The 19590-nt window shown below is 48.4% G+C and carries 18 protein-coding genes; 7 read left to right on the forward strand and 11 right to left on the reverse strand.

What is annotated here, in order from left to right; translation table 11 throughout:
* Nucleotides 1-24 precede the first annotated feature (24 nt).
* Nucleotides 25-918, forward strand: coding sequence for an MBL fold metallo-hydrolase (locus HUN05_06320; GenBank protein WDP84809.1), 894 nt, complete (start codon nucleotides 25-27; stop codon nucleotides 916-918).
* 55 nt (nucleotides 919-973) lie between these two features.
* Entirely contained in the window at nucleotides 974-1342 is a 369-nt protein-coding gene (locus tag HUN05_06325) for a hypothetical protein (protein ID WDP84810.1), read from the forward strand.
* Nucleotides 1343-1398: 56 nt separating this feature from the next.
* On the opposite strand, the gene HUN05_06330 is transcribed toward HUN05_06325, so the two are convergent.
* Nucleotides 1399-2610: an IS256 family transposase gene (locus HUN05_06330; GenBank protein ID WDP84811.1), complete on the reverse strand. Its 1212-nt coding sequence runs from the start codon at nucleotides 2608-2610 to the stop codon at nucleotides 1399-1401.
* A gap of 56 nt (nucleotides 2611-2666) precedes the next feature.
* Here HUN05_06330 and HUN05_06335 point away from each other — a divergent pair, with 56 nt between their 5' ends.
* On the forward strand, nucleotides 2667-3065 hold the full coding sequence (locus HUN05_06335; protein WDP84812.1) for a YkgJ family cysteine cluster protein: 399 nt from the start codon (nucleotides 2667-2669) through the stop codon (nucleotides 3063-3065).
* 264 nt (nucleotides 3066-3329) lie between these two features.
* Here HUN05_06335 and ilvC read toward each other — a convergent pair whose 3' ends face one another.
* A complete protein-coding gene (gene ilvC, locus HUN05_06340) occupies nucleotides 3330-4802 on the reverse strand; it encodes a ketol-acid reductoisomerase (GenBank protein WDP84813.1) in 1473 nt (490 codons plus the stop codon).
* Between the two features lie 155 nt (nucleotides 4803-4957).
* Between ilvC and ilvY the strand changes: the two genes are divergently transcribed.
* Together ilvY and HUN05_06350 are read left to right on the forward strand one after the other, a co-directional pair.
* The gene (gene ilvY, locus HUN05_06345; protein WDP84814.1) at nucleotides 4958-5845 is read left to right on the forward strand and encodes an HTH-type transcriptional activator IlvY; all 888 of its coding nucleotides are present in this window, start codon (nucleotides 4958-4960) and stop codon (nucleotides 5843-5845) included.
* 146 nt (nucleotides 5846-5991) lie between these two features.
* The gene (locus tag HUN05_06350; protein ID WDP84815.1) at nucleotides 5992-7368 is read left to right on the forward strand and encodes a transporter substrate-binding domain-containing protein; all 1377 of its coding nucleotides are present in this window, start codon (nucleotides 5992-5994) and stop codon (nucleotides 7366-7368) included.
* 141 nt (nucleotides 7369-7509) lie between these two features.
* Here HUN05_06350 and HUN05_06355 read toward each other — a convergent pair whose 3' ends face one another.
* From HUN05_06355 to HUN05_06395, 9 genes are all read right to left on the reverse strand, one after another.
* On the reverse strand, nucleotides 7510-8139 hold the full coding sequence (locus tag HUN05_06355) for a TetR/AcrR family transcriptional regulator (protein WDP84816.1): 630 nt from the start codon (nucleotides 8137-8139) through the stop codon (nucleotides 7510-7512).
* Nucleotides 8140-8218: 79 nt separating this feature from the next.
* A complete protein-coding gene (locus HUN05_06360) occupies nucleotides 8219-9814 on the reverse strand; it encodes an acyl-CoA dehydrogenase family protein (GenBank protein ID WDP84817.1) in 1596 nt (531 codons plus the stop codon).
* 14 nt (nucleotides 9815-9828) lie between these two features.
* Nucleotides 9829-10659 (reverse strand): AMP-binding protein, encoded by an 831-nt coding sequence (locus HUN05_06365; GenBank protein ID WDP84818.1) that lies wholly within the window; start codon nucleotides 10657-10659, stop codon nucleotides 9829-9831.
* 90 nt (nucleotides 10660-10749) lie between these two features.
* Nucleotides 10750-11136, reverse strand: coding sequence for an AMP-binding protein (locus HUN05_06370; GenBank protein ID WDP84819.1), 387 nt, complete (start codon nucleotides 11134-11136; stop codon nucleotides 10750-10752).
* 54 nt (nucleotides 11137-11190) lie between these two features.
* Nucleotides 11191-12351: a hypothetical protein gene (locus HUN05_06375; GenBank protein WDP84820.1), complete on the reverse strand. Its 1161-nt coding sequence runs from the start codon at nucleotides 12349-12351 to the stop codon at nucleotides 11191-11193.
* Between the two features lie 56 nt (nucleotides 12352-12407).
* Nucleotides 12408-12590 carry a hypothetical protein gene (locus tag HUN05_06380; protein WDP84821.1) on the reverse strand — a complete coding sequence of 61 codons (183 nt, stop codon included), beginning with the start codon at nucleotides 12588-12590 and terminating at the stop codon, nucleotides 12408-12410.
* Nucleotides 12591-13197: 607 nt separating this feature from the next.
* Nucleotides 13198-13950 carry an N-acetyltransferase gene (locus HUN05_06385; GenBank protein ID WDP84822.1) on the reverse strand — a complete coding sequence of 251 codons (753 nt, stop codon included), beginning with the start codon at nucleotides 13948-13950 and terminating at the stop codon, nucleotides 13198-13200.
* Between the two features lie 29 nt (nucleotides 13951-13979).
* Nucleotides 13980-14177 carry a hypothetical protein gene (locus HUN05_06390; protein WDP87952.1) on the reverse strand — a complete coding sequence of 66 codons (198 nt, stop codon included), beginning with the start codon at nucleotides 14175-14177 and terminating at the stop codon, nucleotides 13980-13982.
* On the reverse strand, nucleotides 14141-14845 hold the full coding sequence (locus HUN05_06395) for a hypothetical protein (protein WDP84823.1): 705 nt from the start codon (nucleotides 14843-14845) through the stop codon (nucleotides 14141-14143). Before HUN05_06395 ends, HUN05_06390 begins: the two co-directional genes overlap by 37 nt.
* A 235-nt stretch (nucleotides 14846-15080) precedes the next feature.
* On the opposite strand from HUN05_06395, the gene HUN05_06400 reads away from it, so the two are divergent.
* Both HUN05_06400 and fdhF read left to right on the forward strand, forming a co-directional pair.
* Entirely contained in the window at nucleotides 15081-16292 is a 1212-nt protein-coding gene (locus HUN05_06400) for an IS256 family transposase (protein ID WDP84824.1), read from the forward strand.
* Nucleotides 16293-16741: 449 nt separating this feature from the next.
* Nucleotides 16742-19501 carry a formate dehydrogenase subunit alpha gene (gene fdhF / locus HUN05_06405; GenBank protein ID WDP84825.1) on the forward strand — a complete coding sequence of 920 codons (2760 nt, stop codon included), beginning with the start codon at nucleotides 16742-16744 and terminating at the stop codon, nucleotides 19499-19501.
* Nucleotides 19502-19590: the final 89 nt, after the last annotated feature.

Genomic DNA, 19590 nt, shown 5'->3' on the forward strand with positions numbered 1-19590 from the left:
CAGACTGCATTGAAAGGACTTTGAATGAGAGTTGAACAGCCCGGACCCGTGACCTCGCGAATCACCCTTATGGGCCGGAATGAATCTTGTGTGTACCTGGTTGACGGAAAAGAGGAATATGCCATCCTGGGCGGGGGCATGACCTATATTGTGCCTGATCTCATGACTCAGATTAAAGCGGCCGGGATTGATGAAAAAAAGATCAGCCGTCTGATCATCCACCATTCCCATTTTGATCATCTGGGCATTGTTCCCTATGTGAAAAAACGCTGGCCCTGGATAAAAATCTCCGCCTCTGCCAGGGCTGCAGAACTTTTATCCCGCAAGGATGTGGTGGCCTCCATTGCCTCTTTGAACCTCATGCTTCTGCCTGACCAGGGTGCAGCAGATCTCAAGGAGAGCCTTGGGATCCAGACCATTGAGATTGACGAGATCCTGTCCCAGGGGGATGAGATCTCCTGCGGAGACCTTGGGTTTGAAATGATTGAGGTGCCCGGGCACTCCTCTTGCTCCATGGCGTCCTATCTTTTTCAAGAAAAGGCCATGTTTGCATCTGATGCCGGGGGAATTCCCTATGGGGACCATGTGTTTGCCGCGGCCAACTCAAATTTTGACGATTACCAGGCAAGCCTTGAAAAACTGGCCGCCTATGAGACCCGGGTTCATCTGTCAGAGCATTACGGGGCACTCACAGGAGAAGAGGGGCACAGGTTTATCTCAAGATCCATTGAAGCGGCGGCTAAAATGAGAGAATTGCTCGAGACCACCTATGCCCGTTACCAGGATGAAAAAAAGACGGTCAAGGCCCTGGTGGAGATCGTTTCAAGTCAGGCCTCTGGATATTTTCTGCCCAAAGAGGTCATGGCAATGGTGCTAGGTCAGATGACCCGGTTTATTGCCAAACAATATTCAGTCTAAGTATTAAAGGGGGAAACATGGGGGAAAAAGGTCTCGGCAGCTGCTGGCAGTTCATATGGAAAATGCACGGCGGCTGTTGGATGATTTCCTTTCTGACCACGGCATTGGCCTGGACGTGTTGGGAAAGGCCATGGAACAATTTTGCCAGACCGTGTTTGAGTTGCCCGAAGATGCGGTTTGCAGGCCCGGATGCGCCTATTGTTGCAGTTTAAGGGTAGGGGTTTCCATTCCCGAACTTCTGGTTATTTTTTACGAGCTAAAGGCCCAGGCCCATCCAGAGGTGCTGGCGGCCTTAAAGGCCCGGATTTTGGGAATGTTCAGAATTCTGTGTCACGGTTTCGGTTCCCGGATCTGCCTCAGCGCCAGCGGAAGTAAAAGTCAGGTCCGAGAATGGGCCTTCAATCAGCCACGTCGGAGGAGTTGATTTTTGCTGGAGTGGAGTTCCTGGAACCATCTTTTCCATCTGTAAATAAATCCCTATCAAATTCCCAGCTCTTTATCCAGCCGGCCTTCAAAGAAAATTGCCAACTGGGAAATTGTCAGTGACCAATTTTGAATCGGCATTGTCCATTTTTTACTGGCGTTCTGGATCCCCATGTAAAGCAGCTTTAACAGGCTGTCCTGGTTCGGGAATGATCCCTTTGTTTTGGTCAGTTTTCGAAACTGTCGATGCACAGCCTCAATGGTATTTGTGGTGTATATTATCCGTCGAATCTCTTCTGGATATTTAAAGAAATGACTGAGGCGTTCCCAGTTGTTCCGCCAGGATTTTATCACAATCGGGTATTTGTCATTCCATTTATTTTCCAAGATATCCAGTTCTTCTTCGGCCAGATCCTTATTGACCGCTTTATAAACACGTTTTAGATCTGCCATAAATTCCTTTTTATTTTTGGAACCAACGTATTTCAATGAATTTCGGATCTGGTGGACTACGCAGAGTTGAACTTCTGTGTCCGGGAATATGGTCTCAATGGCCTCGGGAAAACCTTTTAGACCATCAACACAGGCAATCAGGATATCTTTTACCCCTCGGTTTGAAAGGTCTGTTAACACCTGCAGCCAGAAGTTCGCACCCTCATTCTCGGATATGTACAGCCCAAGAACCTCTTTGCGGCCCTCGATATTCACCCCAAGAATTGTGTAAACGGCTTTGCTGGCGACCTTTCCGTTTTCTCGTACTTTATAATGTATGGCATCAAGCCATATGATTGGGTACACATTTTCCAACGGCCTGGCCTGCCATTCTTTGACGGTATAGATGATTTTATCGGTAATGGTGCTCAGAGTGGCATTTGAAATCTCAAGTCCATAGATTTCCTGTAAATGGGAAGCCATATCATTATAACTCATGCCCAGGCCGTAAAGGGCTATTATCTTTCTTTCAATTTCATCGCTGAGCGTTGTCTGATGTTTTTTGACGATCTGTGGAGAGAAGGTTCCGGCCCTGTCACGCGGGGTTTCCAGCTCAAATTTACCATCCAGGGATTTAATGGTCTTTTTGCTTTTTCCATTACGGCGGTTGGCAGAAACTTCCTGCCCGAGATGGGACTCCAACTCTCCTTCAAGAGCAGCTTCAGCAAGATTTTTGATTAATGATGTAAGGACGCCGCCCTTACCTGTGAAGGGTTTACCTTCCTGGATGCCTTTAAGGGCTTTTTGAAAATCAAATTCGGTGTTTTCTTCGGTCATGTCAGTTCTCCTTATTTAGCTGAGTATATCAGCTTTCATTCAACTGACACAGAATTTTGAACGCCCTCCGGATTTTTGAAATCTCTTCACAGGGCAATCTGCTTGAAGAGGATTTTTGGCGCAGCACACAGCAGGCCTGTCCCTTTCTCAACGACCAGGGCTGCTGCATTATTTACGGGTTTCGTCCTTTTTCCTGCAGGGCCTATCATTCCACGGACCGCAAGATCTGCCAAAGGGGGTATGAGGAGAAAAAAGAGGTCCAGGTGCCCTGCTTTCCCCTTTACCGGGCCACCACGGACATGTACTCTTCTGTCTTTATCAAGGTGTTGGGTGACAAAGGCTTTGCCTCTTTCCAGGTCAGCCTGGTCAAAGGCCTTGACATTTTGTTCAAGGACGAGGGCGCCTCAGCCCGATGGCTTGGGAAAAAAAATGTATTTTTGGATGCAAAAATTTAAAGGCCCTGTGAAGATTCCGACCTTATTTTTTTTTGTATTGAACTTTTATCCCTCTGGCAATGCGTCTGTATTTGAAACCTTTGATATTCTGAAACCATGTGATTTTTCAGAACCGCTGGCGGTTTTTTATCATCTTCCATAAAAGGGGTCGGGTATATGCAGAATTTATAAGGACCCATGGGGCCAAGATTGTCTTTTGCACCCCATGGGTTGTTCTTTCTGCCGAATAAAAGGTCTTATCGGGTCATTGAAAAGACCGTTGGATCAGCGGATGGTTTTCATGGCGCCCATATATCCCCTGAGACGCTGGCCCACCTGCTCAACCGAGGTATCCCTGATGGCCTGGTTGACCTGGATGAGGCGGATATTGTCGCATCCTGAATCGGCCAGGTCCAGGCCTTTGCCAATGACATCCGTGTCCAGGGTTGCCATAAAATCTTCAAGCAGGGGCACGGCTTTGTGGGCAAAGAGATAGCACCCGTACTCTGCCGTGTCTGAAATGACCACGTTCATCTCGTAGAGTTTTTTCCGGGCAATGAGGTTGGCGATCAAAGGCACCTCGTGAAGGGATTCATAATAGGCAGACTCCTCAATGATCCCGGCAGAGACCATGGTGTCATAGGCCAGTTCCACCCCGGCCTTGACCATGGCAATCATGAGAATGCCGTTGTCAAAAAATTCCTGCTCCGGGATCTCTTGGTCCTGGCAAACGGATCGTTCAAAGGGCGTCTGGGCGGTCTGGCCCCGCCATTTGAGCAGGTTGGCATCGTCATTGGCCCAGTCTTCCATCATGGTTCTGGAAAAATATCCGGTCATGATGTCATCCATGTGCTTGTTGAACAAGGGGGTGAGGATCTCTTTGATCTTATCGGCCAGGTCAAAGGCCCGTATTTTGGCGGGATTGGACAAGCGGTCCATCATATTGGTGATGCCCCCGTGTTTCAGGGCCTCGGTAATGGTTTCCCAGCCGTACTGCACCAGTTTTGAGGCGTAACCGGGATCAATTCCCTTGTCCACCATCTTGTCGTAACAGAGCAGGGAGCCCATCTGGAGGACCCCGCAGAGAATGGTCTGTTCGCCCATGAGATCTGATTTAACTTCGGCCACAAAAGAGGACTGGAGCACTCCTGCCTTGTGTCCGCTTGTGCCCGCGGCATAGGCCTTTGCCAGCTCAAACCCTTCTTGTCTCGGGTCGTTTTCCCGGTGAACGGCAATGAGGGTGGGCACGCCAAAGCCCCGTTTATACTCTTGTCTGACTTCAGTGCCCGGAGATTTGGGAGCCACCATGATCACGGTGAGGTCCTTTCGGATTTCCATGCCCTCTTCCACGATATTAAAGCCGTGGGAGTAAGAGAGACAGGCGTCTTTTTTCATCAAGGGCATGATGGCGTTAATGACCTTGGTATGCTGCTTGTCCGGGGTGAGGTTGATGACCAGGTCTGCTGAGGGCAGCAGATTCTCATAGGTGTCCACGGTGAATCCGTTTTCCGTGGCATTTTTCCAGGACTGGCGTTTTTCTGCAATGGCCTCTTTTCTCAGGGTATAGGAGACATCCAGTCCGGAGTCCCTCAGGTTGAGTCCCTGGTGAAGCCCCTGGGCACCGCAGCCCACAATCACGATTTTTTTGCCTTTCAGGGCATCCACTCCGCTGAATTCATCCGGATTCATGAACCGGCACTGGGAAAGTTCTTCAAGCTGAAGCCTCAACGGCAGGGTGTTAAAATAATTATTGCCCATAACAGGGTCTCCTTTATAAGGGTTGGTTTTTTAATCCTGGGGTTTACCATGACCTAAATTTTATATTGCGTCAAATGAATCGTTGGCAACATTGTATTGCAAAAAACGAAACAATACTTTAAAATATCAGGGTATTTTATTCAAAGGAGGCGTTTATGGACATTCGGACCCTGGAATTGTTCCGGCATTTAAGCGGCTCCCTTCATTTTGCCAGGACCAGCCAGGCCTGCCATATCACCCCCTCTGCCCTGACCCGGGTGATTCAGCGTCTAGAGGGGGATGTGGGGGAGACGCTTTTTTTCAGAAATAACCGGTCTGTGGAGCTGACCCATGCGGGCATGGCATTCAGGGCCTATGCCGAAGATGTGCTCAGGCGCTGGGACCTGCTCCAGGGACAATTGAGCGAGGATGAGATTCTCCACGGCGAGCTTTCCCTGTATTGTTCTGTTACGGCCGCCTATAGTATTTTACCCCGGATCATTACCCTTTACCGGACCCTGCATCCCAAGGTGCAGATCCGTCTGGAAACCGGGGATCCTGCCCAGTCTTTGAGCCGGCTCATGAACCGGGAGGCCGATGCGGTGATTGCAGCCCTGCCCGGCAAGCTTGCGCCCCAGGTGTCTTTTTTAAGCATGGCCACAAGCCCTTTGGTTTTTATTGCGGCCAAACAATATCCGGATGTGATTGTTAAAACCCATGGTCGGATTGACTGGGAAAAAACCCCCATGATTCTGGCGGACACGGGACTCAGCCGGGAACGAATGGACGTCTGGTTTGCCAGAAAAAGGGTGGTGCCCAATGTCTATTCCCGGGTGGCCGGGCACGAGGCCATTCTTGCCCTGGTCAATCTGGGCTGCGGCATGGGCCTGGTCCCCAGGATTGTCCTGGAAAAAAGCCCTTTTGCCCGGGAAATGACCATTCTTGAGCATATGCCGGATCTCCCCCCCTATGAGATCGGGCTGTGCACCCGGAAAAACAGCCTGGCCAGTCCCAGGATCCAGGCGCTTTGGGAGATCGGGGGCCAGTCGGCCGCCAAATATTGACTTCATTGCTAAATTCACATATGAAAAAGGCATGTGCAGACCATGGATGATCCGGCAGAAAATGCCTCAACAACAACCTTGCCTTGGAAAATAAGAGATTGAAAATTATTCAGCCAACATCACCTGAGACCGGAAATCAGCACCCGATGCCTCCCGTTTACCGGAAAATAATTCTGGCCTTTGCATTTGTTTTACTGGGCCAGGCGTTGTTTTTTTCCGGGCCTGTTCGGGCTGAATCCATCACCATTGCCTGCTACAAGGATTATCGTCCCTATTCCTATGTTAATGCCAAAGGTGAACCCGAAGGGGCCCTCATTGATTTTTGGCAGATGTGGGGAAAAAAGAACCATGTGGATATTTCCTTTATCCCCGGCGCTTTGGACCAAAGCCTTGAGCGGGTGCACAAGGGAGAAGCCGACCTCATGATCGGGGTTTTCAAGTCTAAGGAGCGCCTGGCAGGCCTGGATTTTTCAAAGCCCATGTTTGATGTCCACACCAACCTTTACATCCGTCAGGATATGGATATAGAAACCATTGAGGAACTGACCTCGGCAACTCCTGTGGGAGTGATCAAAGGAGATTTTGTCATTTCCTATTTTAAAACCCGGCATCCCAATTTGAAAGTAAAAGTCTTTGCAGGGTCTGAACAGGTGGTTAAATCTGTTCAGACCGGAAAAATAAAGGCCTATGCCCTGGATTTTCCCAATGCCATTTTCCTTTTGGCTGAACATGATTCTTTGACCCGGTTTCGGATATTAAAAACCCTGTACACGGAAAAACTCAGGGCTGCCGTGGCCAAGGGCAATGCCCCCCTGCTGGCCATGATCAACAAAGGCATCGCCTCTGTGTCAAAGGAGGAGATTGATGAACTTTACAGTAAATGGGGGATTCGGCCCCAACCTTTGATTGTCAAATACAGGGCCTGGATTGTTGGGGCCATTGTGCTGCTTTGGGGCGGATGTCTGGGATTCGGGGTTTATATTTTCAGGCTGAAGTCCAGGCTCCGATCCATGGGGGGGAAAAACCAGCCCTTTGACAGGGAAGAATGGAAGGAACTCATCTTTCAGGGGGAAAATGACTGGGTGGAATTCAAGTCTTCTTTGGTGTGGAACATGAAGACTCAAAAATCGGACAAGCGCATGGAAGCCGTTGTCATCAAGACCTTGTCAGCCTTTATGAATGCCCGGGGCGGCACCCTTTTTATCGGGATCAACGATGAGGGACAGGTCCTGGGGCTTGAACCGGATTACTCAAGTTTTCAGAAAAAACCCAACCGGGACGGTTTTATGCTCAAGCTCTCCTCCCTGATATCCCATCATCTGGGGCGGCAGAGCCATAAGTTTATCGTCACGGATATCCAGAATCTGGACGGCCATGATGTCTGCCGGATCACGGTTAAACCCGGGGAGCGCCCGGTGTTTGTCAAAGACCAGGGCAAGGAATCCTTTTATATCCGGGCCGGGGCCGCGTCGGTTCCCCTGACCATGAGTGAATCCCACGAATATATCAGCTCCAGGTGGTAAGTTTCGGGGCAGCCCTTTAGAACAAAATAGGTCAGGCACAAGATAGGGTGCCAGCCGTGATATTGAAAATTTTAGCTTGCACCCGTAATTGCAGATGATGAGAATTTTTTTCTCTTGAAGAGATTTTATATCCCAAAAGGTTTATTTCGATACCAAATTATTACCGGATGATAGCATCAGAGCAAACATGGATGCCAATACAGAGGCTAATTGCTTCATATGTTTGTGGACATCCTTTATATCTCGGCCAGGATAGTTCCGATAGGTAATCAGAATCCCGTTAAGGGAGGCGAAAAAAGCATGGGCGGTTATGCGATGGCTTCCATCCGGATTCAGCCGGCTGAAAAAAGTATTGAATTGATCCAACAGGGCCCGCTCTATCTGGTTAAGTTTGTCCACAGAAGATGTGTTTAATGCACCATCCAGCATGAAATGGGTCATCATACGAAAGTATGAATCGTTTTTTATCAGAAATTCCACAAAGGTGTTGGCCATATCCTCCACACCGGCCCCCTTATCTTTGATGACCTTATCGAGGAGAAGGTGGACCTTTTTTGCCCCCCGTGTAAGGGCCTCAATGAACAAAGATTCCTGATCCGGGAAATAGCGGTAAATGGAGGAGAGGGATATCCCGGATTCATCGGCGATATCCCTTATGCTTACCTTTGGGAATGGTTTGGCGGCAAACGATCGTTCCGCCGCATTCACAATCAGTTTTTGACGGGCTTTTCTTTCTTTTTCTTTGAGTATTGCAAGGGGTGTTTTTTTCATATCAACCTTTTTAGCGCTTGCCGTTAAGATTGCAATCTATCAGAATGCCCCCTCTTTCTTCAACACTATTTTGGATCAATCACAAAACCGCATCCACTTCTGCCATGGCCAAATTTTGATACGCATGGGTCAAATCGTGGCAGAATTTGTCCCAGCGTCGGCAGACCTCAAGGGTTTCAGTATCCGGACCAAAAAGAGACGGATGAGCGACCAGGGCTTTTGCCTCCTTTTCAAGGGGGGTAACAACTGCCGGATCAGCACCCGAAAGAAGTGATTTGATAACCTCATCCGGCGGATACCAATGGGATGCCCGTTGAAAATCCCGGTGAATCTGGGCAAGCAAAACGTTTCTTGGACCTTCCCAGAGTTCATTAATGGCAGAATCCCTGAAAAGCCTGGGAAGAGAAGAAAAATCTTCCATCACCCCATGGCCGCCGAAAATTGACATGGCCAGCCGGACCATATCCGTGCTGTCCCAGGCCGCCGTGATTTTCTGGAGCATGATCAACTCCCGGATGTTGAAGCGTTTCATCTTCGTTTCTAAGGGTTCCTGTCCATCTGTTTTCTTTTGAATCCCTCCCAGAACCAGAAAATCCCGGTAGAGTTTAAAGGTTGCCGCAAGGGTTCTTCTGGAAAACAGGGTTAATCTGTCGATCTGGTCCTTTACCATGGGAAACTCCTTGATGGCAAAACCAAAGGCAGACCGTTTGCGGCTGTATGCATGAGCCTCCCTACAGGCCCGGGCCATAAAGGCGGCAGCGGAAATGCCCACAGTCAGACGGGAATAGGTCAGGACAATGCCCACCACATTGGAAACCCCTTTGTCCAGAGGGCCGGCCGGATAGGCCACCGCACCCTTGTAGGAAATTTCAGCCGTTGTCAGTTCGGATGTTCCCATTTTCCACTTGATCCGGTTAATGGTGTAACCGTTCCGTTTTTCTTTGGCTTTGTCCCCCGGCAGCCAGGCCGGTACGATAAACAGCCCCACTTTTTCCGACCCCCGCGGCTTGGCGGTGACCACTGCATAATCAGCATGGGTGGCTGAACAAAAGAATTTATCTCCATATAACCGCCATACACCATCGGTTTCAACGGCTTCCACCCGGTTGGCCGGGACATCGGATCCTCCCTGGATTTCAGAGAGAAACTGGGAGCCGATGGCAATGTCATCCCCGAAGCCCTCCTTGCAATGGGCCAGAATACGGGCGAGTTCCGGAGTGTCGGCATAATTTTCCAACAGGGCCACCAGTCCTTCGGTGCAGGTCAGAGGGCAGGAGATGCAGGCTTCTCCGAGCTGATAGATCAGGTAAAGTTTGGTCAGTTTTTCAAACGGAGAGGTCCGGTCTGAAAAAAGCCGTTCACCAAACACCTCCCTTTCAAGCTCAAGGGTTTCCATGGGGCGGACAATACGGTCTATCCTATGGTTGTGGCCGTCGTACTGTACCAGATACGGCCTTTTTTCGGGCACGGCCGCTTCCTCTGCCAATGCTTTCCATCGGGAGGAGACCTTGGCAGAGGTCTCCCGGGCCGCCTTGTCTATGGCCTCCTTTTCCCCCGGTGCAAAACAGCGGATGACCTGTTTTAAGAAAGGGTCGCTATCATAAAAATCAGCCGTGTCCCTCCATGCTAGAAAATCGTCAAATGAATAGGGATTATCGGGATCGGGTAAAGACATTGGATCTCCTTTTTTTAAACCTGTTCTCTCAAAGAACGTTTCAATACTTTTCCCAAAGTGTTTCTGGGAATACCGTCTGAAAAATAAACCTCTTTTATACATTTGAACCCTGCCAGGCTTGCGCGGCAGGTCTCGAATACATCTTCTTTGTTCAGTCTGCTTTTTTCTGTTTTGACAATAAAGGCAACGGGTATCTCTCCCCAACGGTCATCGGGCTTGCCCACAACGGCGGCGTCCGCGATTTGCGGATGTTCCATCAGCACAGACTCTATTTCAGCCGGATAGATGTTCTCTCCACCGCTGATGATCATGTCCTTAAGCCGGTCAACAACAAAGACAAACCCGTCCTTATCCTCTGTCCCAAGGTCTCCGGTCCTATACCAGCCGTTGACCAATGCCTCTTTTGTGGCTGTTTGATTTTGCCAATACCCGTCAAAGACCTGGGGGCCGTGGAGCCATATTTCACCCACTTCGTCAGAAGCGCATTCCGTACCGGACACAGGATCTGTGATTTGGATACTGCCGTGAAAAACGGGTTTGCCCATGGAACTGGCCTTTTCCAATCCCATATCATGGGTCCAAAAGGTGATGGCTCCGGAATATTCGGTGGCGCCGTATACCTGATATACCTCTATATTTTGCTGGGCATAGGTACGGATCAACGACTCGGGTACGGGTGCCCCACCACAGATCAAATGCCTCAACCCTGAAAAATCCCTTTTTTTAAGCCCGGGGACCATGGCCATATATTGAAGCATTACGGGAACGGTCATGGCAAAATTAATCTTTTCTTTTTCAATGATTTCCCAGGCGGCAACCGGGTCAAAATCCGGCATAAACACCATGGAACACCCCACATGGACATTGGCAAATATCGGGGCCAGACCTCCGATATGAAAAAGCGGGGCAACAGAAAGATACCTGTACTTGTATGCTCAGTCCAGAGTGTGAACCAGGCCAATGGCCGCCCAAAAGCAGTTGTTATGGGTAAGAACGGCACCTTTGGGCTTGCCGGTGGTGCCCGAAGTGTACATGAGCACTGCCGGGTCATCCCCGAAACCTGTCAGTTTTGGTTCTGCATCCGTCATATCCTCAAGTATTTTTTCAAAAGAGTTTGCCTCTTCTGCAGTCCCTGTGGAAACGAAGACCTCAACAGAGGTGTCGGATTTCAAGGTTGAAACCGTTTGGGAAAATGCATCATCATAGATTAGAAGCTTGGCTTTGCAGTCATTCAGGATATATGACAGTTCTGGAGGGGCCAGTCTAAAATTAAGTACAGCTGTGATAACACCGGTTTTTGCGGCGCCAAACAGGACTGACAACACTTGTTCATTATTTTTGGCCAGAATTGCAAGGGCGCATTCCCATTTTCCCGGTTATACCGCTGGCACTGGATTGTGCATGTTTGCCATCTGCTTCAGGCAGTTCCAACGCCCTGCTTTATAAAATGATCGCAGCATAATCATTTTTTCTGCATTCTCCCGATACCAAAAGATGCATGGACCTTTAAGACGTAAATTCACGACTCTCCGAATCGAACTTTCAATAGCACCGCTGCCAATAGGTAAGTTCAACGCTTTTACAGTTGAGAAATTAAGCCTCAGTTCATTGCGCACAAAATAATCCCGTTCCGTCTTGATAGCCTTACTGTTTCTGCCTCTACAAAGCTTCTGGACGGCCTGTACCACCTCAATCGCCTTTCCCTTCAGCAGAAGACCTCGCTGCTTCGATACCCAGCGTTTGCGTTCCTTGGATGACCAGGTCTTCCTTAAGCCTGCTACTGTACCCAGATGCTCAACTGCATGGTAGAAATCGAGAAGTTCATACACACGCTCAGGAGCCAAACCCAATGCTTTTAGCAGTCCGGGGATTCGATTCCAAATCCAATGTGCCCCATCTGCAACAAACAGTATTTTGTCTGAGTTCTGAATATGAAGGGAGTTCAAATAACCCTTTAACAAGTGGAATACACCATCCGGTCCATTGAAACAGCCATCAATAAATGGTGAAAAGCTTTTTTCTTGTTTTCTATGGGCGTCCACTACATAAATGATCAAAAGCTTGGGTTCTCGCCATGCCCCACGAAATCGGGTTCTATCCTTTTGGGTTTTTGGTCCCCTTTTCTTCTCTCTGAGCCGAGTGCGGCCACCATCAGTGCTGATAACGACTCGCCGCCCTTCAAGTAAATCTCCATCATTTAATGGGATTCGGCCCGCTTGTTGTTCGGCTCGAGCCCGCTCTGCGTACCGATAGGTCAGTTTACGGATGACCTTTATACCCAACGTCATCCCACGGTCACAAAGCACTTGACGGACTTCTTCAAAAGAACTTAATAAGGCTGACCAAGAACTCACCATAGAAGCCAAAGCAGGCGAGCAGCGATCATGGATTCCAAGAAGGATTAAGCCAGCGTATGCACCTTTATATCTTTTTCCTTTTCGGCGGTCACAGGACCTTCGATAGTATCGAACATGAATATCAACCGAACTATCTGTACAAAGCTGAATCCAAACGGTCTCAAGCCCTTCGCTTTTCATCCGTCCCGGCCAATTGGACATCAATTCTTTTTCTTGGTCGACCTGTTTAGAGGAATCTACTGAGGCCTGGATCTTTTTTTTAAAAAAAAGGCGCTTATCCGATTTGTATACTCAAGGATTTCCTGCTCCATCTGTTCTAATTTGTTAGCGTTACGAACCAAGCGATTTGGATCTTCTTCCAGTTCTTTGAGGCATGCAAGGACTTCATCAACAGTATTACAATCTTCAGCTTTCTTCATTAGCACAATCCATTTATGTTCATTTCAGCGTAACAGAGGATATCATTCTTTTTGCTCTAAAAGACAGGCCTTTTTAAAACCGGGAAAATGGGAATGCGCCCGAATTGCAATTCGATCGCCCGCCGTTATACCGGACTTGGTTAAAAAGGATGCAAACCGGTTGATCCGCTGGTTCATTTCCCCGAAAGAATATCGGTAATCTTTTCCTATGCAGGCTTCGAGGTTTGGACTTAAAAATGCACGGTTGGTAAACAACTGACCAAGATTGATACCCATAAAAACCTCCCAAAAATGATACAAATTAACAATAAAAACAATGAGAACACTGTTCTCAATTACATTGTATTGTTCTCGTGTGTCAAGGTGCTTTAAATTTTTTGTGATTATAGTTTTCCGTGACAGGGTTATCGTAAACGGCATTTTGTCGAGTTGGCACTTAATGAACGAATTGTCAAAGAGACAAATTATGCCTGAATTATTATGTTATTTTGAAAAATGCAGAGATTTTGATTCAGGAACTCAACGGTATTGGTCTTATTATTAGCGCACAGAGATGATAAAAAAATTTATCAAGGCAAGTAAAGAAATTCAAACACTGAGGGGGATATCAGTATTTCACCGCCGCCAATATCGGATTTTTGTGCACACGGCTCATCTCTGTGGCCCTGAATGTGGCAACCTTAGCAAAATAAGCGTCATACTCTGAGAGTACCGAAGGTTGCAATATGAATTTACCGTCTGAGATTTCAGTTAAAATGTCTTTTTTTATTATGCTTTCAAAGGCCTTGTTCGATTTGTCCGTCCTTACACCGGCGATCTCATAGTCGATAATAACATCGGCAATGGCGTCTTTTTCAATCAGGGATAATTGTTTGAAGGCCTGGTGAAATTCAACCGTCCCCCTTGGCACTATTCCATAGAATGCCTTTGCCGCAAATATTTCTTGCGGGACTCCCTCATGGATTAACTGAGCATAATTTTTAAAACCAAAACGATCATAGTATGTTGGTAATCCTACAAGCGCGCACCCCTTGCTATTCATAGACTTGAGCAAGGCTAATCCATGATGGATAAGTGTTGTGCCTATTCGGAACCCCTGAAATTCGGGCAATACAGATATTGGACCAAGGCCATACCAGTTTGTTGTACCATCAGAAACGCTCACAGGCGAAAAGGCAATGTGCCCCATAATCTGTCCATCAATTTCAGTCACAAGGGATAGAGTCAATGCGCCGGCGGCACGCAAATCACGAATGGTTAAATGTTCGGTTTGCTGATTGAACGAATGATCCTTAAACGCCAGTTTTGTGACCCTAGTGATCGTCTCAATGTCTGATGGTTTCTCCTCTCTGATCATCATTTTATTATTTTCTCACACCAGCGTTGGGTCTAGCCTAAAAGGACCAACCCGTAACGTGAACTTGTAGAAACAGACGGGTCTTTACTTTTTTGCAACCACCCAGCCGTCTTGAGCAAATGGTTCATATTAATTCCATAGCCTGAAACCGATGGTCGAGAAAGGTCCGGATGTCGGCACTTTCCGTCACCGTTCAATACATTGCATTGGAGGTGTTCAGGACAATATATGTTTTTACAAGATCCGCCGGCAAAGGAGCTTGAAAAAACAGCCCCTTGGCATGGGCTGTTTTTTCAAGCGTTATCACAATAAAATGGAGTAATTTTGCAATTTCTTTTCGATTGGCAGAATACATTCGCTCTTGGGCCAGTTCAATTTCAATCAAGATTGCCCGGGGTGTTTCTCTCATATATTCTCTTAACCAATCCGGACCATTTAAGTTTGGCGGACATGTTGGAGATAACCCGTAATTAGGGCATCGGGTTTCCTGGCAAAGCGATGCGATATCATTTTCAATTTTAATTTTTTTGCCGTCAACCACTGCGGCTGCGCTGCTGCCCAGGTCCGTTGCCAACCGTAAAAGTTCTTCAATTATATCGTTTAAACTGTCCATATCCTTCGCTATGGGGTGCTTTTCACTGATCTTAACCGAAGGATTGGGATTCAATATCATGGTTTTGCACTGTCCACACCGCCGCTTTATTTCATCCGACCAAATTTCAACCATGGCACCACACCCATGACAGTTAAACTCAATGGGGACGGTTGACAATGTCTGGTCCAGGCCCGGGCATTTCATAGACTCGTTTAATCCCATATTTTTAAATCCTTTCAGAAAACGATTGTTGGCAATAGATCGCCTTGAATCCGCATGGATACCCTCTTGGGTCGTGTCCAAGAGCTTGCCCAACGGGTTCCCGGCAGACCATGCAGAATGCCAATGCTTTACTTTTTTCTGCGATCACATCCTTTTGATATGCTATTGAAATATGTAATACATCCCCCATTTGGGCTATAATTAAAATTAATTGCATTTCCCATGGTTGGAGAACCGGTTGACCAAGAAAGGGCGTTCAAAATTCTGTGTCAGTTGAATGAAAGCTGATATATTCAGCTAAATAAGGAGAACTGACATGACCGAAGAAAACACCGAATTTGATTTTCAAAAAGCCCTTAAAGGCATCCAGGAAGGTAAACCCTTCACAGGTAAGGGCGGCGTCCTTACATCATTAATCAAAAATCTTGCTGAAGCTGATCTTGAAGGAGAGTTGGAGTCCCATCTCGGGCAGGAAGTTTCTGCCAACCGCCGTAATGGAAAAAGCAAAAAGACCATTAAATCCCTGGATGGTAAATTTGAGCTGGAAACCCCGCGTGACAGGGCCGGAACCTTCTCTCCACAGATCGTCAAAAAACATCAGACAACGCTCAGCGATGAAATTGAAAGAAAGATAATAGCCCTTTACGGCCTGGGCATGAGTTATAATGATATGGCTTCCCATTTACAGGAAATCTATGGACTTGAGATTTCAAATGCCACTCTGAGCACCATTACCGATAAAATCATCCATACCGTCAAAGAATGGCAGGCCAGGCCGTTGGAAAATGTGTACCCAATCGTATGGCTTGATGCCATACATTATAAAGTACGAGAAAACGGAAAGGTCGGCAGCAAAGCCGTTTACACAATTCTTGGGGTGAATATCGAGGGCCGCAAAGAGGTTCTTGGGCTGTACATATCCGAGAATGAGGGTGCGAACTTCTGGCTGCAGGTGTTAACAGACCTTTCAAACCGAGGGGTAAAAGATATCCTGATTGCCTGTGTTGATGGTCTAAAAGGTTTTCCCGAGGCCATTGAGACCATATTCCCGGACACAGAAGTTCAACTCTGCGTAGTCCACCAGATCCGAAATTCATTGAAATACGTTGGTTCCAAAAATAAAAAGGAATTTATGGCAGATCTAAAACGTGTTTATAAAGCGGTCAATAAGGATCTGGCCGAAGAAGAACTGGATATCTTGGAAAATAAATGGAATGACAAATACCCGATTGTGATAAAATCCTGGCGGAACAACTGGGAACGCCTCAGTCATTTCTTTAAATATCCAGAAGAGATTCGACGGATAATATACACCACAAATACCATTGAGGCTGTGCATCGACAGTTTCGAAAACTGACCAAAACAAAGGGATCATTCCCGAACCAGGACAGCCTGTTAAAGCTGCTTTACATGGGGATCCAGAACGCCAGTAAAAAATGGACAATGCCGATTCAAAATTGGTCACTGACAATTTCCCAGTTGGCAATTTTCTTTGAAGGCCGGCTGGATAAAGAGCTGGGAATTTGATAGGGATTTATTTACAGATGGAAAAGATGGTTCCAGGAACTCCACTCCAGCAAAAGTTAACTCCTCCGACGTGGCTGATTGAAAGCCCATTCTCGGACCTGACTTTTACTTCCGCTGGCGCTGAGGCAGATCCGGGAACCGAAACCGTGACACAGAATTCTGAACATTCCCGACCAAGGCGTGGGGATTTAAAATTGGCATGGCCGTTGCCGCCTAATTTTTCAGAAGAGAAATCATCTTTTTGCACAATGCCCTAAAGGTGCCGTACCCTTGGGGTGAAATCATTTAACTTGTCTTCCCATGGGATGTTTGGCAATGACGTGTTTTACAACCGTTGGAAAATATAAGGATTTTCATTATGCCGATATTGACATAGCGAAATGTCTGTGTTACCCAGACCTTAATTTAAAAGCTGTCAGGAGATGATCCTGTAAATTTAAGGAGGGCATATGCCGCATCTGAGCATTGACAATACGCAAGTTGAATTTCAGCCCGGTCAGATCATTCTTGATCTCTGCCAAGACCTTTCCATAAAAATTCCCACCCTTTGTCATTTGGCCGGCACCACCCCCACAGGGGTGTGCGGGGTCTGCCTGGTCAAAGACTCAAAGGCAGGCATGGTACCGGCCTGCTCCACCCAGGCCCGATCCGGCATGGAAATCAGGACCCATGGCTTTGAGGTCAGGGCGGCCAGGAAAAAAGCCATTGAAGCCCTGGTCTCCACGGGCAACCATAACTGCGGGGTGGCAGGAGCCATGACCGCAGGATTTACGGATTTTCAGATGGATGCCCGGGAGATGGAAGCCTCTTTTGATCTTTGTCCTGCATGGGGGGACTGCAGGCTCCAGGATCTGGTCTACGAATACCAGGCCCAGGCATCGGGATTTGATACTCTCTGGAAAAATGAGGTGCCGGATGTGGCCAACCCCATGATTATCCGGGATTTTTCCAGGTGCATCGGCTGCGGCAGGTGTGTGAAAGCCTGCAACGAGGTCCAGGTGAACCGGGCCATCTCCATGGACAACGTTTCCGGCCGGGACCTTGCCGTTACCCCCGGTGGCGGCAGCCTTGTGGATTCTGATTGTGTATTTTGCGGGGAATGCATCCAGGCCTGTCCTGTGGGCGCTTTGGTGGAAAAAAAGGCTGAAAATAATTGGCGGCCCTGGGAAGAAAAAAAAATCAGGACCACCTGTCCCTATTGCGGGGTGGGGTGCCAGCAGTGGCTCCATGTCAAGGACAAAAAAATCGTCAAGGTCATAGGGGTTGAGCAGGGTTCTCCTAACAAGGGGCGGCTCTGTGTCAAGGGACGGTTCGGGTATGATTTTATCTATTCTGACCAGCGGATCAAAACCCCTGTGATCCGGGAGAACGGGGAATTCAAGGCGGTCTCCTGGGATCATGCCATAGATTATACAGCCGACCGGCTCAAAAAAATTATTTCCCAATCAGGCCCGGATGCCGTGGCCGGGGTGAGCTGTGCCAGATCCATCAACGAAGATTCCTATCAGATGCAAAAATTATTCAGGGCCGTGTTCAAGACCAACAATATCGATCATTGTGCCCGAACCTGACATGCTCCCACTGTCGCAGGTCTTGCGGCATCATTCGGTTCCGGCGCCATGACTAATTCCTTTGGGGAATTTTCAAAGGCAAAGATGTTTTTTGTGATCGGGTCCAATATGACCGAGGCCCATCCCGTGGCCGCCTCCTTTGTGAAAAATGCAGTTGAAAAAGGGGCCAGCCTGATTGTGGCAGATCCCCGGAAACATAAACTTACGGATTTTGCAGAGATCCACCTGGGTCTGAAGGTGGGGTCGGACATTGCCCTGCTCAACGGGCTCATGCATGTGCTCATCAAAGAAAATTTATATGACCGGGATTTTGTGGAAAACCATACCCAAGATTTTGACAAATTAAAGGCGGTTGTCGAGACCTATCCCCCGGAACGGGCAGGTGAGATTTCCGGGATTGATCCTGAAATCATTATTAAAACCGTCCGCCGCCTGGCCTCGGTACGCCCGGTCATGGTCTGCTATACCTTAGGGATAACAGAGCATACCTGCGGCAGGAACAATGTGGTGTCTGTTGCCAATCTTCAGATGCTTTTAGGAAATATGGGCGTGGAGTGCGGGGGGGTAAATCCCTTGCGCGGCCAGAACAATGTCCAGGGGGCCTGTGATATGGGGGCTTTGCCCAATGTATTCCCCGGATACCAGGCCGTTATTGACCCCTTGTCCAGGGAGAAATTTGAACGATTCTGGGCCGTGGATGGTTTGCCCGATAAAAACGGTCTCATGATCCCTGAAATGATGGAGGGGCTGGAAGAAAAAAAGGTCAGGGCCTTTTATATTTTTGGAGAGAATCTGGCCAATACCGAGCCGGATATCGCCAAGGTGGAAAAGGAACTGGGATCTGCCGAGTTTCTCATCTGCCAGGACATCTTTTTCAACGAGACCACCGAGTTTGCAGATGTGGTCTTTCCGGCAGCGGCCTGGAGTGAAAATGAGGGCACCTTCACCAACAGCGAAAGGCGGGTGAGCCGGGTGAGAACCGCCAGTCTTCCCCCGGGAGAGGCCCGGCCCAATTGGTGGATATTCAAGGAGATTGCAAAATGCTTTGGTGTGGAATGGGAGGCCACCAGCGCCCAAGAGATCTGGGACAATGAAATATCAGCGCTTGCCCCGGCCCTGGGGGGAATCAAGTATTCCCGGATCGAAGAAGACGGGCTTCAATGGCCCTGTCCAAGCATTGATCATCCCGGAACCGGATTTCTCCACGGCAAAGGATCCTTTACAAGGGGCAGGGGCCAGTTTTTGCCGGCAGAATGGACTCCTGCAGCAGAGGTGCCCTGTGAGGATCACCCCTTTGTCCTGAGCACGGGGCGCAGGCTATACCACTACCATACAAGGACCCAGACCGGCCGGTGCAAAGGTCTCAACCAGCTGCTCTCCGAGGAGACCGCAGATATTTCACTGGCAGATGCCGCCCGTTTGAACATTGACCATGGAGAGTATATTGAGGTCAGTTCCCGCCGGGGCCAGGTGAGGGTGAGGGCCAATGTCACCCGGCAAGTGCCCCAAGGCATGGTCTGGATGGCCTTTCACTTCAGGGAAAACAATGCCAACTGGCTGGCCAACCCCGCCTTTGACCCCATTACCCTGACCGCGGAATACAAGGCCTGTGCCGTGAATCTTGCAAAAGAGTCGTGATAAAACCGCCCGGGCCGGAAAAAGAGTTTCCGGCCCGGGCGGTTATCTTCTTAGGATCATAAAAGCCAATCAAATTTAGGCGTTCATTA

The sequence above is a fragment of the Desulfobacter sp. genome (assembly GCA_028768545.1).
Classification (GTDB): Bacteria; Desulfobacterota; Desulfobacteria; order Desulfobacterales; family Desulfobacteraceae; genus Desulfobacter.